Source organism: Halonotius roseus (assembly GCF_006861655.1).
Taxonomy (GTDB): Archaea; Halobacteriota; Halobacteria; order Halobacteriales; family Haloferacaceae; genus Halonotius; species Halonotius roseus.
Genome location: NZ_SESI01000001.1, coordinates 711,686 through 726,459, shown reverse-complemented (window position 1 = coordinate 726,459; position 14,774 = coordinate 711,686). Strand labels below are relative to the sequence as shown.

The following is a 14,774-nucleotide window of genomic DNA, read 5'->3' as shown; positions in this document are numbered from 1 at the left end:
TGTGTATCTCAGTGTAGCTTGTATGATAGACTGCTCACAGGCATTGATTGTCTTATTTCAGGTGTGTTATAACTACATTCGTTGCAGTCTGTACGTTTCGTTGCCATGGAGCCCAAACAACACGCATTCAACCTCTCCGGGTTTCAGCGTGACCTGCTGTACATCATCGCAGGCCATCACAAACCGTCTGGACAGACAATCTGTCGTGAGTTAGAACAGTGGATCAATGTCGGACACGGACAGCTGTATACCAATCTCGATATCCTTGCTGAGCGGTCGCTCATCGAAAAAGGATCGAAAGATCAGCGCACAAACTACTATGCGATAACCGAAGCAGGGCTCACCGTGCTCCAACACCGTCGAGAGTGGGAAGACGGCTACCTCAATGATCGAATGACTGACACCTGTATACGACAGTCATAACCAACGATACTGTCGACCATTATAGGAACACAGCCATTCCTGTTGTCAGGCTGATCGCCACACAGATGACGAACATCATTACGAGCGCAACCGTCGACAGATAGCCCCTGTCACATCGACAGGTGTTGCTACTGCCCCCCCATAGCCCCCCGGCCATATAGACATATTTGTGATTCCCCCATATTAGCTGTTGGGGTCGAAAATCGCCTTGGTTGCATCCCGACCACCGAAACGGAATCCTTAGGCCGAAACCCCACCCAGTACGGCTATGAACGAGGCTGTTGTCGCCGCCGGTGTCAGCAAACGCTACGGCGAGACGGTCGCCTTGGACGGCGTCGATCTCTCGGTCGCCGACGGCGAGGTCTTCGGGCTGATCGGCCCCAACGGCGCGGGCAAAACGACGCTCGTCCGCGCGCTCACCGGAACCACACCCGTTGACGGCGAGATCACCGTCCGCGGCGCGGCCCCGACCGCTGTCGACGCCGACCGGATCGGGCTGCTCCCCCAATCGTTTTCGCCGCCGGCTCGGCTCACCGCCCGCGAGCTCATCGACTACTACGGCGGGCTCTACGAGACAGCCCGGTCGACTGAGGAGGTGCTTGCGGCCGTCGGGCTGACCGATGCGGCCGACAGCTGGTATGAGACGCTCTCCGGTGGCCAGCAACGCCGGGTCTGCGTCGGGATCGCGCTGGTCAACGACCCCGACCTGCTGTTTCTCGACGAGCCGACGACCGGCATCGACCCCGCGGGCCGACAGTCGCTGTGGTCGCTGCTGGAGGAGCTGGCCGACGGCGGCACCACGATCGTCCTCACAAGCCACTCGATGACGGAGGTACAGCGGCTCGCCGACCGCGTCGGCCTCCTTCAGGACGGCCGGCTGGTCGCCGTCGGCACACCGACAGAACTGATTGAGGCTCACGGCGGCGATAGCCGGCTCGTCATCGACACCGACCAGCCGGAAGCCGCCGTCAACGCCCTTCGTGAGGCTGACTTCGCTGCGACCGCGAGCCACACGACGGTCGTCGTCACCGGTGTTTCGCCGGTCGAGATCGGCGATGCGGCCGCGGCGTTGTCGACGGCCGGTATCGACTACGGCTCGCTGACCTGGGCTGAACCCAGTCTGGAGGACGTGTATCTCCAGCTGACCGGCGAGCAGTTCGCCGGCGGTGAGCGTCTCGATACCGGTGGCGTGCCGGCCGGGACGACGACCGAGCCCAACGCGGTGACGCCGACCGCCGAGCCCCAGGAGGGTGCGGAATGAGTCGGATCCGCCGAATCCGGGCGGAGGCGACCGCCGCTTGGCACTCCTTCCTGCGTCGCCGGACAGCGGTCTTCTTTACGTTCTTTTTCCCTGTGTTGCTCGTGGTGATCTTCGGCGCGCTCGTCCGCACCCAGCCAACAGCCGGCGGCCTGTTTGCCGAGCCGCCGGCCTACTACATCCCCGGCTATCTGGCGACCGTGGTGCTGTTCACGCCGCTGTCGCGTGTCGGCAGTGAGATCGCCCGCCACCGCGACGACAACCGGTTCGAAAAGCTGGCAACGACACCGCTGGGCCGCGGTGAGTGGCTGATCGCTCACACGCTCGTCAACGTCGCCATCATCGGGCTCGCCAGCCTGTTGATCCTCGGGTTGGTCGTCGCGTTGACCGGCGCGGTCGTCCCGTTCACCGCGCGCCTCGCGCTGTTGGTTCCATTCGTCGTCTGTGCGGTCGTTCTGTTCTGTGGCTTTGGGGCGATCCTCGGTCGGCTCTCCTCGACACAGGACGGGGTGATCGCCGCCAGCAACACGATCGCCTTTCCCCTACTTTTCCTATCAGATACCTTCGTGCCGCTCGCGCTGCTCCCGGGGTGGTTCGCTCCGCTCGTTGAGCTCTCGCCGCTGACGTACTTCGCCCGTGGCGTTCGCGCGCTGACCTACGAGCCGTCGATTACCGAGCCCTACGGAGTTGAATTGGGTGTGGTGGCAGCCCTTGCGGTCGCCTTCTTTGTCGCCGGCGCGTACGCGATCCCGCGAACCGACTAAACCGATCGAACCTTGTGGTTGAAAATTGCTGTCGCCGAGCCGAATAAAAAATGTACGTCTTGTTTGGTTTGGTGAAACAACTACCTGAAGTGTGATATTGGGATGTGCGGTGTGCCGAATATAGAGAACAAAACCAGTAGACCCACAGGATAACTACACCTATTAGTGAAATGTTCAATTAAATATAAGTAATCTAATCTGCCATACAGTATCATGCGTGATACTGATTTCAAGTCACTACGACGAGAATTCCTTGGTGCAGGACTAACAGGAGCGATGGTGGGAATTGCAGGCTGTTCAGACAGTGTAACAATCGAAACAGAGGCTGATGAAGAAAATCCTGATGAAGATGGTGGAAATGCGGAAACGCCAGATATCGATACTGCCAGTTTCACTTTTGAATATGATAGTGAGACACAACAAGCGGCCATTGAATTCACTGGAGGAGCCCAAATCAACGCAGGTAACCTCCAGATTCGGCATAAAAACGGGCACGAAACTCGGTGGGCAGAATTGGGTTCGACAACTGCTGGCCCAGATGAGGATATTACTGTAGGTTCAACTGCAGTTCTTGGTCCAGATATTCTCAATTGGGCAACACCCATTCAAACTGATGAACAGATTCGGCTAGTCTATGTTGGCAAAGAAACACCAGCTACCCTTGACCGATATTCTCCACCAGAGTCCACCACTACCGAAACAACTGTACCAAACTCTTCTGAGGCTAACCTTGACCAGGAAGAAGTCGATGGGGAAAACACCTCTGAGGCTAACCTTGATCAGGAAGAAGTTGATGGGGAAGAACCAGAGATATCAGAAGGTTCAGCCGCTGAGTGGGAATACCGAGCTGAGGGGGATGCCAATGTGGATGTAGTCGATACTGAATCTCTCAACCTACGGGTATATAAGTGTAATACTGCTATTGCGTCCAGAGAATTAGGCGAGACCAATGGCGAGATAGAAATTGCGTTTGATTACGAAGTCGAGGCTGAGCAATGGTTTGAACAATGTAAGGTCATAGTCATTGAAGATGGCGAAGAAATATACGATTCATTCGGTGAAAGCGGTAGTGAGTCTATAATCAATCACACCTCTGGTGGAACTGAAACTGGCTCAATTAGCGAGACGGTTTCAGTTGATGGTGATGTTGATATTGAGTTCCGTATCGAACCATCTCCATATTGTAATGCCGGAGACCACGCTAACACCTACTTCAGAGTCGACAATGTTCAAATAAATGAATCAAGTGGTACAGATAACCCAACTGCACCATCAATAAGTGCGTTCAGTATCGCAAATACAGGAAATCGACAGCTTCGTGTTTCTTTCGATTCGTCAAAGCAACTGAATACAATTGAAGTGCTTATTTCTGGTGCAGAATCAACAACTCTTACCACTGGTGATTTCGTCAGAGCGGACAATAATTCAGGTTCTTTCACATATGAGGCTACGTATCAAGCTTCCTCCAATGGAACATTCACAGCAAATCTAGATGAAGCGGTAGGTGAAAATGGACTTTCAACTGAGCTCAGTGAGCCAGTAAGTGTGACAATTGAAGATTCTACTAGTTCCGAAATAGAGATTGAAAGCTGGCAAACCGACGCCGAAGGCGATGCAGATGTGGAAATCATAGATACGACGCAAATGAATCTTCGAGTTTTCAAATGTAACAATGCCACAGCCAGTACAAATATCGGTGAAACCAGTGGCGAGATAGAAATTGCGTTTGATTACGAAGTCGAGGCTGAGCAATGGTTTGAACAATGTAAGGTCATAGTCATTGAAGATGGCGAAGAAATATACGATTCATTCGGCGAAAGCGGTAGTGAGTCTATAATCAATCACACCTCTGGTGGAACTGAAACTGGCTCAATTAGCGAGACGGTTTCAGTTGATGGTGATGTTGATATTGAGTTCCGTATCGAACCATCTCCATATTGTAATGCCGGAGACCACGCTAACACCTACTTCAGAGTCGATAATATTAGAGTTGTGAACACATCCTGATAAGTAGTGAAGATGTCACGACATATATTTGCAGGTGAGGCGGTAGTCAGTCGGTGCGATATACGCGCCCTCCATCTTGCACGGCAGTTCCTGAAACCCGGAGACGAATGCTCCACGACCGTCGGTAAAAGTAAGAGACGTAGCAGTCGTCGTCAGTTGAAGCTGAGCAGGACAACGATGATCAAAATCACCAGTGCCGCGAGTGCGACGAGTCGTCCCATCGAGACGCCGGCTTCAGGCCCGGCGGCTGTCTCCGCCGCTCCCTCGTCGCCTGCGTCGCTGTCGGTGTCGCTCGCGCTGTCGGCATCGCCGGCCTCGTAGGTTCGTCGCGTATCCCGAACGAGGGTGACGCGAACGCCGAGGTCGTCGGCGATCTCGGCGTTGGTTGCGTCCGGATTCTCGGCGGCGGCAGCCAGAATCGACTCCTGAACCGCTGTCGGCTCGCCGGGACCGACGTCGATCGATGACTCGCCCGTCGCCTCGCCGGCGTCGTCGTCGAGCTCCGACAGCTCGAGATCGGCGTAGTCGGCGCGGGTGTCTCTAACGACCGGGACGCGCGCGCCGGTTTCGGCGGCGATCTCGGCGTTGGTGAGTTCAGGGTTCTCCAAGGCGAGTCTGAGGATCTCCGTCTGGAGGTCGCTCGGCTCGCCGGGATCCCACTCTCGGTCGTCCGTGCTGGCACTGACCGTGCCGGCATCGTCATCGTCCTCGTCGTCTTCTTCGATAGTTCCCTGCCCACCGTAGTCGGCCGACTTCCCGGGCTCGTGTTCGGCGCGGGTGTCCCGGACGATCGCCACGTGGGTGCCGGTTTTGGCGGCGATCTCGGCGTTGGTGAGCTCGGGATCATCCTGGGCGAGTTCGAGGATCGCCTGCTCGGTGTCCGACAGCATGCTGGCGTCGACACCGGGTGGCAGCTCGCCGTCGTCAGCGGTTTCGATCCCGCCGCCGCTGCTGTAGTCGTAGTCGGCAAGCGTATCCCTGACGAGCGGGACGCGCGCGCCGACCTCCGCGGCGATCTCGCTGTAGGTCATCTCGGGGTTCTCCTCGGCGAGTTCCTGAATCCGCGCTTGGAGATCGCCGTCGGCACCGCTGTCGCTGTCGGCTCCATCGGTGGCGTCGCCCCCGTCGTCGGCTGGCTCGCCGCCGAACTCAAAGCCGCCGTCGCCGTGTTCGGCGCGGGTGTCCCGAACCAGGGTCACACGCGCGCCGGTCTCCTCGGCGACCTCGGCGTTTGTCAGCGTCGGATCGGCGGCAACAAGATCGAGGATCTCTTGTTGGAGATCGCTGAGCTCAACCTCGTCGCTACCTCCCGCAGTGTCGTCGGCGTCGTCGGTTTCGGGCTCGACGCCGACATCGACCTGATCCTCGTACTCGTTGCGGGTATCGCGGACGAATGTGATCCGCTTGCCGGTCTCCTCGGCGATCTCGGCGTTTGTCGCCGACGGATCGCTGGCTGCCGCTTCCAGTACCGCGAGCTGTGCGTCGCTGAGATCCGCGGCGTCGGCATCGATCTCGACCGCGTCGCCTGCCTCAGCGGCGTCATCCGGCAGCTCGACTTCATCCTCGTACTCGTTGCGGATATCCCGGACGGCCGGGATCCGCGTGCCGGTCTCCTCGGCGATCTCGGCGTTTGTCGCCTCCGGGTTGCGGAGGGCGGCTTCGAGTACCGCCGATTCGGTGTCGCTGAAGGACGCTGAGTCGGTCGGTTTCTTCATCATCGACCCTCCGTCTGCGTCGCAGCTGTGTTGGTTGGCTGGCTGTCACGTCCGTCGGTGGCGGCCCCCACTCCGCCGACTCCACTGTTCATACGGGTTGTCAACTCGAAGCAATAGTAATCAATCTAACGCCTTCATCCACGATTGTTGTGCACAGATCCATTCGCGCTGCGTTTGGTGCTCCCGACAGGCGGTGTGTGGTACCCACCTATCAGCTGTCGCTCATTGTGTGGGTGGTCTCGACAGCAAAAGGAACGAGGAGCGTGCGATTGGTGACACCCGTTGCGCTCCGTCGTGATGCACGGGGCCTGTGTATGCGGCCAGCAGCCACAGGCTCTACAGGTGATCGCGTACAGATCGGTATTAAAAATACGCCTCAAAGTATCAGAGCTGATATCAACTACGACCGATCGAGCGGTCTCACGATCACCCATCGCCGCGAACCCGGTTTTTACTACGGTGGGCGACGCTACATGACGCATGCACACCAAACACGACGTGTTCCAACAGCTCCGCGAGAGCGGTGTCGTCGCCGTCCTCCGCGGGGTCGACGCCGACACGCTGATCGATATCACCGACGCGCTCGTCGCCGGCGGCGTCCGCGGGATCGAACTCACCGCCGACACGCCGGGCATTGCCGACATGGTCGAGGAACTCGACGCCTCCTTCGGCGACGAGGAGATCGCCGTCGGCGTCGGCACCGTTCTCGACAGCGAGACCGCCCGAACGGTCATGCTCAGCGGCGCGGATTTCGTTGTTAGCCCGAGCCTGCATGAGGATGTGATCGACACCTGCAACCGCTATGGGACGCTCGTCGCGCCGGGGATCATGACGCCGACCGAAGCGATCACGGGATACGAGGCTGGCGCGGATCTGCTAAAGGTGTTCCCGGCCTCCTCGCTCGGGCCGGGCCATCTCGGCGCGATCAAGGGCCCGCTCGATCAGATCCCGCTGATGCCGACCGGCGGCGTCGATCCCGACAACGCCGGCGACTACATCGAGGCCGGAGCCGAATGCGTCGGTGCTGGCGGCGCGCTCGTCGACTATGATGCGGCCGCCCGCGGCGACTTCGAGACCATCACCGAGACCGCCAAGGAGTTCCGGGCCGTCATCGACGACGCCAGAATCTAAATCGGCGGCTAAGTGGGTTTTCGATCGAACCCTTGGGTCGAGTTTCGTTCTGCACACGAGATCGATCAGAAACAGACTGCTCAGCTGTCATGCCGCGCTGTCATCTCGGAGAGCACACGATACCCCGGGCGGATGATCGTGCAGAATTCATGTGATGTATTCACATAACATATCTACTCAATTGTTAATTACTCTGCAAGTACGTCCGCTGTTGTTGGATTCAGTGCGATTACGACTCGTTGCGATGGTCGTCGTCCGCGGCTGGCTCGGCGTTGGCAACGCTCGATTCATCGGCGGCTGCGGTTGTCTCATTATCCACGGTTGTCTCATCAGCTGCGGTCGTACCATCATCTCCAGCCGTCTCATCATCCGCGGGGGTCGCCGCAGATCGTGTCGCTGCCGACCCACCTGCCCGCTGTCGCCGCCGATCGGCCAGCGACGCTTGTAGGCGATCCCGTAGCTCCGATCGGAGGGCGACGGCATCGTCGATCTCGATGTCGACGGCGGCGGCGTCGTTGCCGAGCAGCGACAGCGAGCCTGCCGTGTCGGCGATGACGGTGGCGACACGCCACCGGCGTTGGAACAGCGTTCGGCTGTCGATAACGGTCTGGAGCCGGTGGTAGGGCACCCGCTTTGTTTCACGGTTCCAGACGCCGTTTCGCGTGACGAAATGATCGGCCTCCAGCCGGTAGCCCCGGTGGAGCCACTTGTAGTGGGCGGCGATCGGCGCGAGAATGATCCCTGCCAGCGGGAGATACCACGGCAGGCCGGCAGCCGCGTCGACGACAACGCTGCCCGCATACAGCAGCCCGGTCACCCCGGCGAGGGTGATGAGATACCGTGCGAGATACCGCCGCCGGATCCGCTTTGGTGGGCGATCGAACGAGCCGTCCTCACAGCCGTCGATCTCCTCGGCCAACCGCTCGATCCGATCTTGGCCCGCGATCGGGACGGCGGCCTCGCTGCCGCGTTCGTTCGCCTGCCCCGGCGCGTAGCCCGCGGTTTCGACCGCCAGTGTCGCATACCCCGCCCGTCGCTTGAGGGGGTTGTCGCTGATCGTCACTGTCTGGATCTTCTCGAAGGGGATCGTCCCGCTGTACCGCTGTAACAGCCCGCGTTCGTACCGAAGCTCGGTTTCCGATCGCGTCAGCCGGAATCCCCAGTAGTTGACGACCGCCGAGACCGCGCCGACAACCCACGAGAGGACGACCAGCCCGACGAGCAACACCGCGCCCATAACGAACAACACGAGCGTTGGATCCAGCCCCGTGGTTGCGACAGCCGCCGGCTCCGGGACGACCGGCGAGACAAACGGGATCGACCCGGTAAAGAGCGCAAACAACAGCCCTGGAACCCGCGGGTCGAACGAGAGCACCCCTGCCAACGCCAACTCGCTCGGTGAGATCTCAAACAACAGCTCCTCGTCGGGTTCGTCGAACTCGCGTGTTGCCGCGTTGTCGGTTTCGTCGCTGTCACCGCTAGCGGCGGCTCCTTCTGTGTCGTCGGCTGCCTCGGCAGCCGTGCGTCGCTGTTGATCATCCCCGCGCTTGCGGCGACGGATCTCGTCTTGGATCGTCGTCGCCGCATCGGCGGTCACGTATCTGATCGCCGCCTCCGTCGAGCCGCCGCCGGCGGTTTCGATATCGATCGCCGACAGGCCAAGCAGTCGCTGGACGACGTTGCGGCTGATGTCGACGTTCTGCACCCGACCGTAGGGGATCTCACGCTCCCGGCGGTTGAGCACGCCGGACTCGATATCGAAGGTATCCTCGGTGAACGTGTACTCATACCGGCGGTAGTAGGCGAACTCGTAGACGAGTGCGAGCGCGATGGCACCGGCGACGCCGGCGACCACCAGCGCGCCACCGAAGCCAACCCCGGTGCCGACAGAGCCAAGAACGACAAGCGTGATCGCCAGCCGGCCGGCCTTCTGGAGGGCGCGATACGGCACCGACAGCGGGGCTAACTTCACACCGCGTCCTCCCCGTCGGCGTCGATGGCCAGCCCCTTGAGCCGCTCCCGGAGATCGCTTGCGTCGTCGGGTGTCAGCCCCGGGATCGTCACATCCGCGCCGCGGGAGCCGGCGGTGTAGACGACGGTGCTGGCGAGGCCGACGAGTCGCTCGAAGGCCGACCGCCGGGAGTCGACGTGTTGGATTCTAACGAGCGGAACTTCGGTGCGAACCTCCGTGAGGACGCCGCGTTCGAGATAGAGCGCGTCATCGTTGACGACGTATCCCCAGTTACGATACCGCAGGATCGCGTGGATGACGCCGAGCACGACAAACAGCGCGGTCAGCCCGGCTGGGATCGAAAGCGACACCGAGCGAAACACGGCGATTCCGGTAGCTGCTCCGCCGAGGATGAGCGCGCCGAGCAGCGATCGGAGCACCCAGATGATCCGGATCCGTGGGTTGAGCGCGTTCATCGCCAGGCCTCCTGTCGGCAACGCTCAGTATACATGCTAATCGGTACGTGTAGCGGGCGTATAAGTCCCAATATCACCCACTACCGTGTCAGGAACCAGCCTGACCGTGGGTTGCTTTGCTGGCGTCGTAGCGCACATACCACCCGTCGTCCTCAACGGTGTAATCGACCGTGTTGGCCTCGTAGGATCCCTCGTCGTCGGGTTTTGTGACGTAAAATGTTGTGTGGACGTACTGTACGCTATCGGCGTCCATCGCCTCCTTCCAATCTCCCAGCCGCATTGGATTTCCAAGCCGTTGGACGACCAGATCCTGAACTGAGACCTCCTCGACGCTGGCGATCTGTATGTCCTCGAACTCGGCGAACGCCGCTGGTGGGACGTGCTCCGATTCTACCGGATAGGTCGGCGATTTGGGGTGGACGATCGTCGCGTTCAGCGCGTTGACGTTCTCGGCGAGTAGCGCGCGGTAGAACTGCCGTACCGTCCCGGTTGGCCCGCGTTTCGGCTCGACGATCCCCTCATCGTCGTCGACTGTCGCCGACTGGTCGGTCGTTTCGTTTGGAGGTGTCGACGCCGGTCGGTTGCGCCCGGCGGTACAGCCCGCGAGCGTGGCGATACCACCGACTGAAGCGAGGAACGCGCGACGACTCGGCATATCTGCTTGATGGTCTCGATCGTACTAAACCGTTTCTAAGCGCGTTGTAGCTCCCATCAGGCCCGCAGGCTACCTGTTTGGATCGTCGGGTTCGCCCGTCGCTACGTTGTCGACGATCGATCGCAGCGTCGCGGTTGTCGACTGATCCGGGCTCCCGACGTAGCGGCCGTCCTCGGCGACCGTGTCGTCGGCGACGATGCCGCTTTCGGCGGCCAGCAGGCTGCCGGCGTGCTGTTCGTAGAGCTCCGGCTGGACACAGACCAATCCCTCGATCGAGCCGCGGGCCAACAGTCCCCAGTCGACACAGGGGGCCCACGTAGTCACAACGCGTTTGCACTGCTCTCGGAGGGCTGATTCGAGCTGTCGCACCTGCGTCAGCCCGTCGGAGTCGGTTGCAACCGAGAGCCCAACGACGAGTGCGACCGTTCCGTGTTCCAGCGAGAGTGACGTGGTGGCCGACAGCGATTTGCCGTTCAGCGTTGCCCCGCCGCCGCGTTCGGCGAGATACAGATCGTCGGGCAGTGGTTCGTAGATCGCTGTCGCCACCGGCTCGTCCTCGTAGAGCACCGCAACGGCGGTGGCGAACTTCGGGTAGCCGCTGGCGAAGTTATTGGTGCCATCGAGGGGGTCGACGACCCACCGGTAGTCGCCCTCGCCGATCCGGCCCGATTCCTCGCCGTGAAACGCATGGTCGGGGTAGTGGCCGTCGATCACTGCTTGGATCCGCCGTTCGGCCTCGCGGTCGGCGGCGGCCTTGACATCTGTGCTGCTGAACTCGCCGTCGACCGATCCGTTTCTGAACGCCTCCCGAAGGTACTCGCCGCTGGCTTCGACGGCCTCGGCGGCGACCGCAGCGAGGTCGTCGGTCGCATGTTCCATACCGGCTGGATGGCTGATGTGTGTATCAGATCATCGGTCGGCGTCGACAGCGAGATCCGTCTGCCGGCGGAGATGTTTAGAAACGAGTAGGTAACCAGGCGGGTCGGCTAATCGACCAAACCACGCCCTGGCGGACTGAAAGGGCGAGGCTCTCTCGGCGAACCCGGACGATGCAAGCACCGCAGGGAACGAAGTGACCGAGAAGCGAAGCGAGTGCGCGGTCGACCGCAGGGAGACCGCGTTCGCTCGAACGGCGACCAACGGGAGCCGTGAGAGTCCCGGGAGCCGAGCCAGCCGAGGGCTTTCTACACTGATTCCTCCTCCGTAACTCCGAAGCTGAATACTACTCAGTTGACGCCCCCGATGTTTTGTCGACGGCAGTCGAACGCTCAGGTGTGACTACACCATCCAACGAGAGCGAACTGTTCGAGATCGGCGGCGACCTCACCGTCAACCGCCTCGGGTTCGGCGCGATGCGGCTCACCGGCGACGACATCATCGGCCCGCCCGCTGATGAGCCAGCAGCCCGCGAGGTGATCCGCCGGGCGGTCGACTGCGGCGTCGACTTCATCGATACGGCCGACTCCTACGGCCCGGGTGTCAGCGAGCGACTCCTCGGTGATGAACTCGGCGACCGCGCTGGCAACGGTGCTGGTGAGGGCGGCGATGGTGCCGACGGCACCGATGACGTGGTCGTCGCCTCGAAAGCCGGGTTGCTGCGGAGTCGCCACGGCAACTGGCTTCCGCACGGCAAACCGGCGTTCCTCCACAACCAAGTCCTCTGTAGCCTCGACCGGCTCTCGGTCGATCAGATCGATCTCTATCAGTTCCACCGGCCCGATCCCGACACGCCGTTTACGGACTCGATTCACGCCTTCGCCGAGATGAAAGACGCCGGCCAAATCGGTCATATCGGCCTCTCGAACGTGAGCGTCGAGCAGCTTGATGCAGCCCGCGATATTGTGGATGTCGCTACCGTGCAGAACCGCTACAACGTCGCCAACCGCGAGCAGGAAGCCGTGTTGGAGGCGTGTGAAGCCGACGACATCGGATTCATTCCGTGGGGGCCGCTGTACGGCGTCGACGACGAGGCCGCTAACGACGTGCTTGCCGACATTGGCGACGCCCACGACGCCTCCGCCCACCAGATCGCGCTGGCGTGGCTGTTGGAGCACTCGGACGTGACGCTCCCGATTCCGGGTACGTCGAGCGTCGAGCATCTGGAAGCCAACGTCGCTGCGTCTCACCTGTCGCTAACTGACGAGGAGATGGAGCGGCTCGATTCGATTGACCCACAATAATCGGTCGTCGGTGTCGACTCTGCTGTTTCTGTAGATTGGTAGAAAGCCCTCGACGCGCTCGACTCCCGCGGCTCGCTGCGCGCTTCGTCGCTCGCTACGCTCGCTCCTGCAGTGCTTACGTCGCCGGGGTTCGTCGAGCGCGTCTCGCCCTTTCAGTCCGCCAGGACGGCGGCTGGTCGGCTGGCTGATTCGGGCCCGATGCCCGGTGTTTCTCGCTGTGGAAACTGCAGACACAACGCCTAAGTTCGGTTACTGCACATACTTCGGTGTGAACCACACTGCTATCACCACGGTCGACGACGCTTCGATAGCAGTGCGACCCGCTCGTCCGAAGAAGCGCGCAGTCTGATCGCTCGTCGCGGGTGTGGCGACCCGTTTCGGGCCTTTTTACTCATCTCGCACAGTCTCACGACCATACACAGCGTACCCCATCCACCACTACCATGACACAGATCGACTTCAGCGGGGTCTTCCCGGCGATGGTGACCCCCTTTACCGCGGACAACGAGATCGACACCGAAACACTGCGAGCAGACGCCCAACGGCTCGAAGCTGCCGGCGTCGACGGCCTCGTTCCCATGGGCTCGACCGGCGAGAGCGCGACGCTCTCTCATGCCGAACACGTCGAGGTCATCGAAGCCGTCGTCGACGCCGTTGAGGATGTCCCCGTCATCGCGGGCACCGGCTCGAACAACACGGCCGAAGCCCTCGACCTCTCCCAGCAGGCCGCCGATGCCGGCGCGGACGCCCTGTTGCTCATTTCGCCCTATTACAACAAACCCGAACCACAGGGCATGTACGAGCACTACGAGGAAATCGCCGACACGGTCGACCTCCCGCAGATCATCTACAACGTCCCGAGCCGCACCGGCCGCAACATCGCCGTCGACACGGCCGTCGACCTCGCCGACCACCCGAACATCGCGGGCTACAAAGCCGCCTCGGGCGATCTCAACCGAATCTCTGAGGTCATCGAGCGCACACGCGACAAAGAGTTCGCCATCCTCTCCGGCGACGACGGGATGACCCTCCCCATTCTCGCAGCCGGCGGCGATGGCGCGATCAGCGTCGTTGCCAACGTCGAACCCGAACGCGCCTGTGCGATGGTCGGGGCGGCTTTGGAGGGCGACTACGCGTTCGCCCGCGCGATCCACCACGAACTCGGGCCGCTCACCCGCCAGCTGTTCGTCGAGACCAACCCGATTCCGGTCAAAGCCGCGATGGCGATGCGTGGCTACGCGCCCGAGCGCATCCGCTCGCCGCTGACCGAACTCTCCGAGGAGCACCGCGATGAACTCCAGGCGCGACTTGACGAACTCGACAGCGAGCTTGCAGACCCTGCCGATGTTGACGCGGAGGCGACGACCGAATGACCGAGATCGCCGTCACGGGCGCGGCCGGGCGGATGGGCCGAGAGGTGCTGGCCGCTGCGGCCGACCGCGACGACATCGCGGTCGCCTTCGCGGTCAACCGTAGCCCAGTCGCGGAACCGATTTCGGGCGTCGACGTCGACTCAACCGATGACTTTGCTGACCTGTTGGCCGACCACGAACCCGATGTCGTCGTCGACTTCACTGGCCCCGAATCAGCCCTCAGGTACGCCGACGCCTGCGCCGATCACGGCGTCGCCCTCGTGACTGGGACGACCGGCTTCGACGATGACGGACTTGAGGCCCTGCACGCCGCCAGCGAGTCGACAGCAGTGCTGAAAGCCTCGAACTTTTCTCGTGGCGTCGCCGCCCTGCGGCTCGCTGTGCGGGAGGCGACCGCCGCCCTCCCTGACGCCGATATCGAACTCACCGAGACCCACCACAACGCCAAACGCGACGCGCCCAGCGGGACGGCCAAAACGCTCCTCGATGACATTGAAGGCGTCCGCAACGACCTCAACGAGCGCGTCCACGGCCGCGAGGGTGATGCCCCGCGGTCGGCCGACGAGATCGGTGTTCACGCCCGCCGCGCTGGCGACATCGCTGGCGAACACGAGGTCTTGCTCGGCGGCAGTAACGAGACGCTGTCGCTGACACATCGCGCTGGCGACCGCAGCATCTTCGCCGAGGGCGCGCTGGATGCGGCCGCCTGGCTAGCTGGCCGTGAGCCGGGGTGGTACGACTTCTTCGAAGTTATCGACGACGCGTAGTCGTCGCCGAAATAATTCAGTCAGCAGTAGATATATGTCTGCTTGCGTCGTATGTTGGCCCACGGAGTCATAAG

13 protein-coding genes are annotated in these 14,774 nt (G+C 61.3%); 8 read left to right on the top strand and 5 right to left on the bottom strand.

The window, feature by feature from the left end:
• Positions 1-105: 105 nt before the first annotated feature.
• The 4 genes from EWF95_RS03820 (at position 106) to EWF95_RS03805 (ending at position 4,452) form a co-directional block, all read left to right on the top strand.
• Complete coding sequence (locus EWF95_RS03820) at positions 106-423, top strand: PadR family transcriptional regulator (protein ID WP_142442731.1); 318 nt, start codon at positions 106-108, stop codon at positions 421-423.
• A 268-nt stretch (positions 424-691) separates the two neighbouring features.
• On the top strand, positions 692-1,684 hold the full coding sequence (locus EWF95_RS03815) for an ABC transporter ATP-binding protein (RefSeq protein ID WP_142442730.1): 993 nt from the start codon (positions 692-694) through the stop codon (positions 1,682-1,684).
• On the top strand, positions 1,681-2,445 hold the full coding sequence (locus EWF95_RS03810; protein WP_142442729.1) for an ABC transporter permease: 765 nt from the start codon (positions 1,681-1,683) through the stop codon (positions 2,443-2,445). The genes EWF95_RS03815 and EWF95_RS03810 overlap by 4 nt, the downstream gene beginning before the upstream one ends.
• 213 nt (positions 2,446-2,658) lie before the next feature.
• Positions 2,659-4,452 (top strand): hypothetical protein, encoded by a 1,794-nt coding sequence (locus tag EWF95_RS03805; protein ID WP_142442728.1) that lies wholly within the window; start codon positions 2,659-2,661, stop codon positions 4,450-4,452.
• A 152-nt stretch (positions 4,453-4,604) separates the two neighbouring features.
• On the opposite strand, the gene EWF95_RS03800 is transcribed toward EWF95_RS03805, so the two are convergent.
• Positions 4,605-6,167 (bottom strand): winged helix-turn-helix domain-containing protein, encoded by a 1,563-nt coding sequence (locus EWF95_RS03800; RefSeq protein ID WP_142442727.1) that lies wholly within the window; start codon positions 6,165-6,167, stop codon positions 4,605-4,607.
• Positions 6,168-6,647: 480 nt separating this feature from the next.
• Between EWF95_RS03800 and EWF95_RS03795 the strand changes: the two genes are divergently transcribed.
• On the top strand, positions 6,648-7,298 hold the full coding sequence (locus EWF95_RS03795) for a bifunctional 4-hydroxy-2-oxoglutarate aldolase/2-dehydro-3-deoxy-phosphogluconate aldolase (RefSeq protein WP_142442726.1): 651 nt from the start codon (positions 6,648-6,650) through the stop codon (positions 7,296-7,298).
• Between the two features lie 229 nt (positions 7,299-7,527).
• Here the strand turns inward: EWF95_RS03795 and EWF95_RS03790 are convergent, their stop codons facing one another.
• From EWF95_RS03790 to EWF95_RS03775, 4 genes are all read right to left on the bottom strand, one after another.
• The gene (locus EWF95_RS03790) at positions 7,528-9,270 is read right to left on the bottom strand and encodes a PH domain-containing protein (protein WP_142442725.1); all 1,743 of its coding nucleotides are present in this window, start codon (positions 9,268-9,270) and stop codon (positions 7,528-7,530) included.
• Positions 9,267-9,725: a PH domain-containing protein gene (locus tag EWF95_RS03785; protein ID WP_142442724.1), complete on the bottom strand. Its 459-nt coding sequence runs from the start codon at positions 9,723-9,725 to the stop codon at positions 9,267-9,269. Before EWF95_RS03785 ends, EWF95_RS03790 begins: the two co-directional genes overlap by 4 nt.
• Positions 9,726-9,813: 88 nt before the next feature.
• Complete coding sequence (locus tag EWF95_RS03780) at positions 9,814-10,380, bottom strand: hypothetical protein (RefSeq protein WP_142442723.1); 567 nt, start codon at positions 10,378-10,380, stop codon at positions 9,814-9,816.
• A 69-nt stretch (positions 10,381-10,449) separates the two neighbouring features.
• Positions 10,450-11,259, bottom strand: coding sequence for an inositol monophosphatase family protein (locus EWF95_RS03775; protein ID WP_142442722.1), 810 nt, complete (start codon positions 11,257-11,259; stop codon positions 10,450-10,452).
• Between the two features lie 395 nt (positions 11,260-11,654).
• Between EWF95_RS03775 and EWF95_RS03770 the strand changes: the two genes are divergently transcribed.
• The 3 genes from EWF95_RS03770 to dapB all read left to right on the top strand — a co-directional run bounded on the left by EWF95_RS03770 (position 11,655) and on the right by dapB (position 14,700).
• Positions 11,655-12,560: an aldo/keto reductase gene (locus EWF95_RS03770; RefSeq protein WP_246055618.1), complete on the top strand. Its 906-nt coding sequence runs from the start codon at positions 11,655-11,657 to the stop codon at positions 12,558-12,560.
• A 443-nt stretch (positions 12,561-13,003) separates the two neighbouring features.
• The gene (dapA, locus tag EWF95_RS03765) at positions 13,004-13,933 is read left to right on the top strand and encodes a 4-hydroxy-tetrahydrodipicolinate synthase (RefSeq protein WP_142442721.1); all 930 of its coding nucleotides are present in this window, start codon (positions 13,004-13,006) and stop codon (positions 13,931-13,933) included.
• The gene (gene dapB / locus EWF95_RS03760) at positions 13,930-14,700 is read left to right on the top strand and encodes a 4-hydroxy-tetrahydrodipicolinate reductase (RefSeq protein WP_142442720.1); all 771 of its coding nucleotides are present in this window, start codon (positions 13,930-13,932) and stop codon (positions 14,698-14,700) included. The genes dapA and dapB overlap by 4 nt, the downstream gene beginning before the upstream one ends.
• The last annotated feature ends 74 nt before the right edge of the window (positions 14,701-14,774 follow it).

What these genes read in the sequence shown, in the direction of transcription:
- EWF95_RS03820 (WP_142442731.1), top strand. Translation starts at nt 106, where the DNA reads ATGGAGCCCAAACAACACGCATTCAACCTCTCCGGGTTTCAGCGTGAC.
- EWF95_RS03815 (WP_142442730.1), top strand. Translation starts at nt 692, where the DNA reads ATGAACGAGGCTGTTGTCGCCGCCGGTGTCAGCAAACGCTACGGCGAG.
- EWF95_RS03810 (WP_142442729.1), top strand. Translation starts at nt 1,681, where the DNA reads ATGAGTCGGATCCGCCGAATCCGGGCGGAGGCGACCGCCGCTTGGCAC.
- EWF95_RS03805 (WP_142442728.1), top strand. Translation starts at nt 2,659, where the DNA reads ATGCGTGATACTGATTTCAAGTCACTACGACGAGAATTCCTTGGTGCA.
- EWF95_RS03800 (WP_142442727.1), bottom strand. Translation starts at nt 6,167, where the DNA reads ATGAAGAAACCGACCGACTCAGCGTCCTTCAGCGACACCGAATCGGCG.
- EWF95_RS03795 (WP_142442726.1), top strand. Translation starts at nt 6,648, where the DNA reads ATGCACACCAAACACGACGTGTTCCAACAGCTCCGCGAGAGCGGTGTC.
- EWF95_RS03785 (WP_142442724.1), bottom strand. Translation starts at nt 9,725, where the DNA reads ATGAACGCGCTCAACCCACGGATCCGGATCATCTGGGTGCTCCGATCG.
- EWF95_RS03780 (WP_142442723.1), bottom strand. Translation starts at nt 10,380, where the DNA reads ATGCCGAGTCGTCGCGCGTTCCTCGCTTCAGTCGGTGGTATCGCCACG.
- EWF95_RS03775 (WP_142442722.1), bottom strand. Translation starts at nt 11,259, where the DNA reads ATGGAACATGCGACCGACGACCTCGCTGCGGTCGCCGCCGAGGCCGTC.
- dapA (WP_142442721.1), top strand. Translation starts at nt 13,004, where the DNA reads ATGACACAGATCGACTTCAGCGGGGTCTTCCCGGCGATGGTGACCCCC.
- dapB (WP_142442720.1), top strand. Translation starts at nt 13,930, where the DNA reads ATGACCGAGATCGCCGTCACGGGCGCGGCCGGGCGGATGGGCCGAGAG.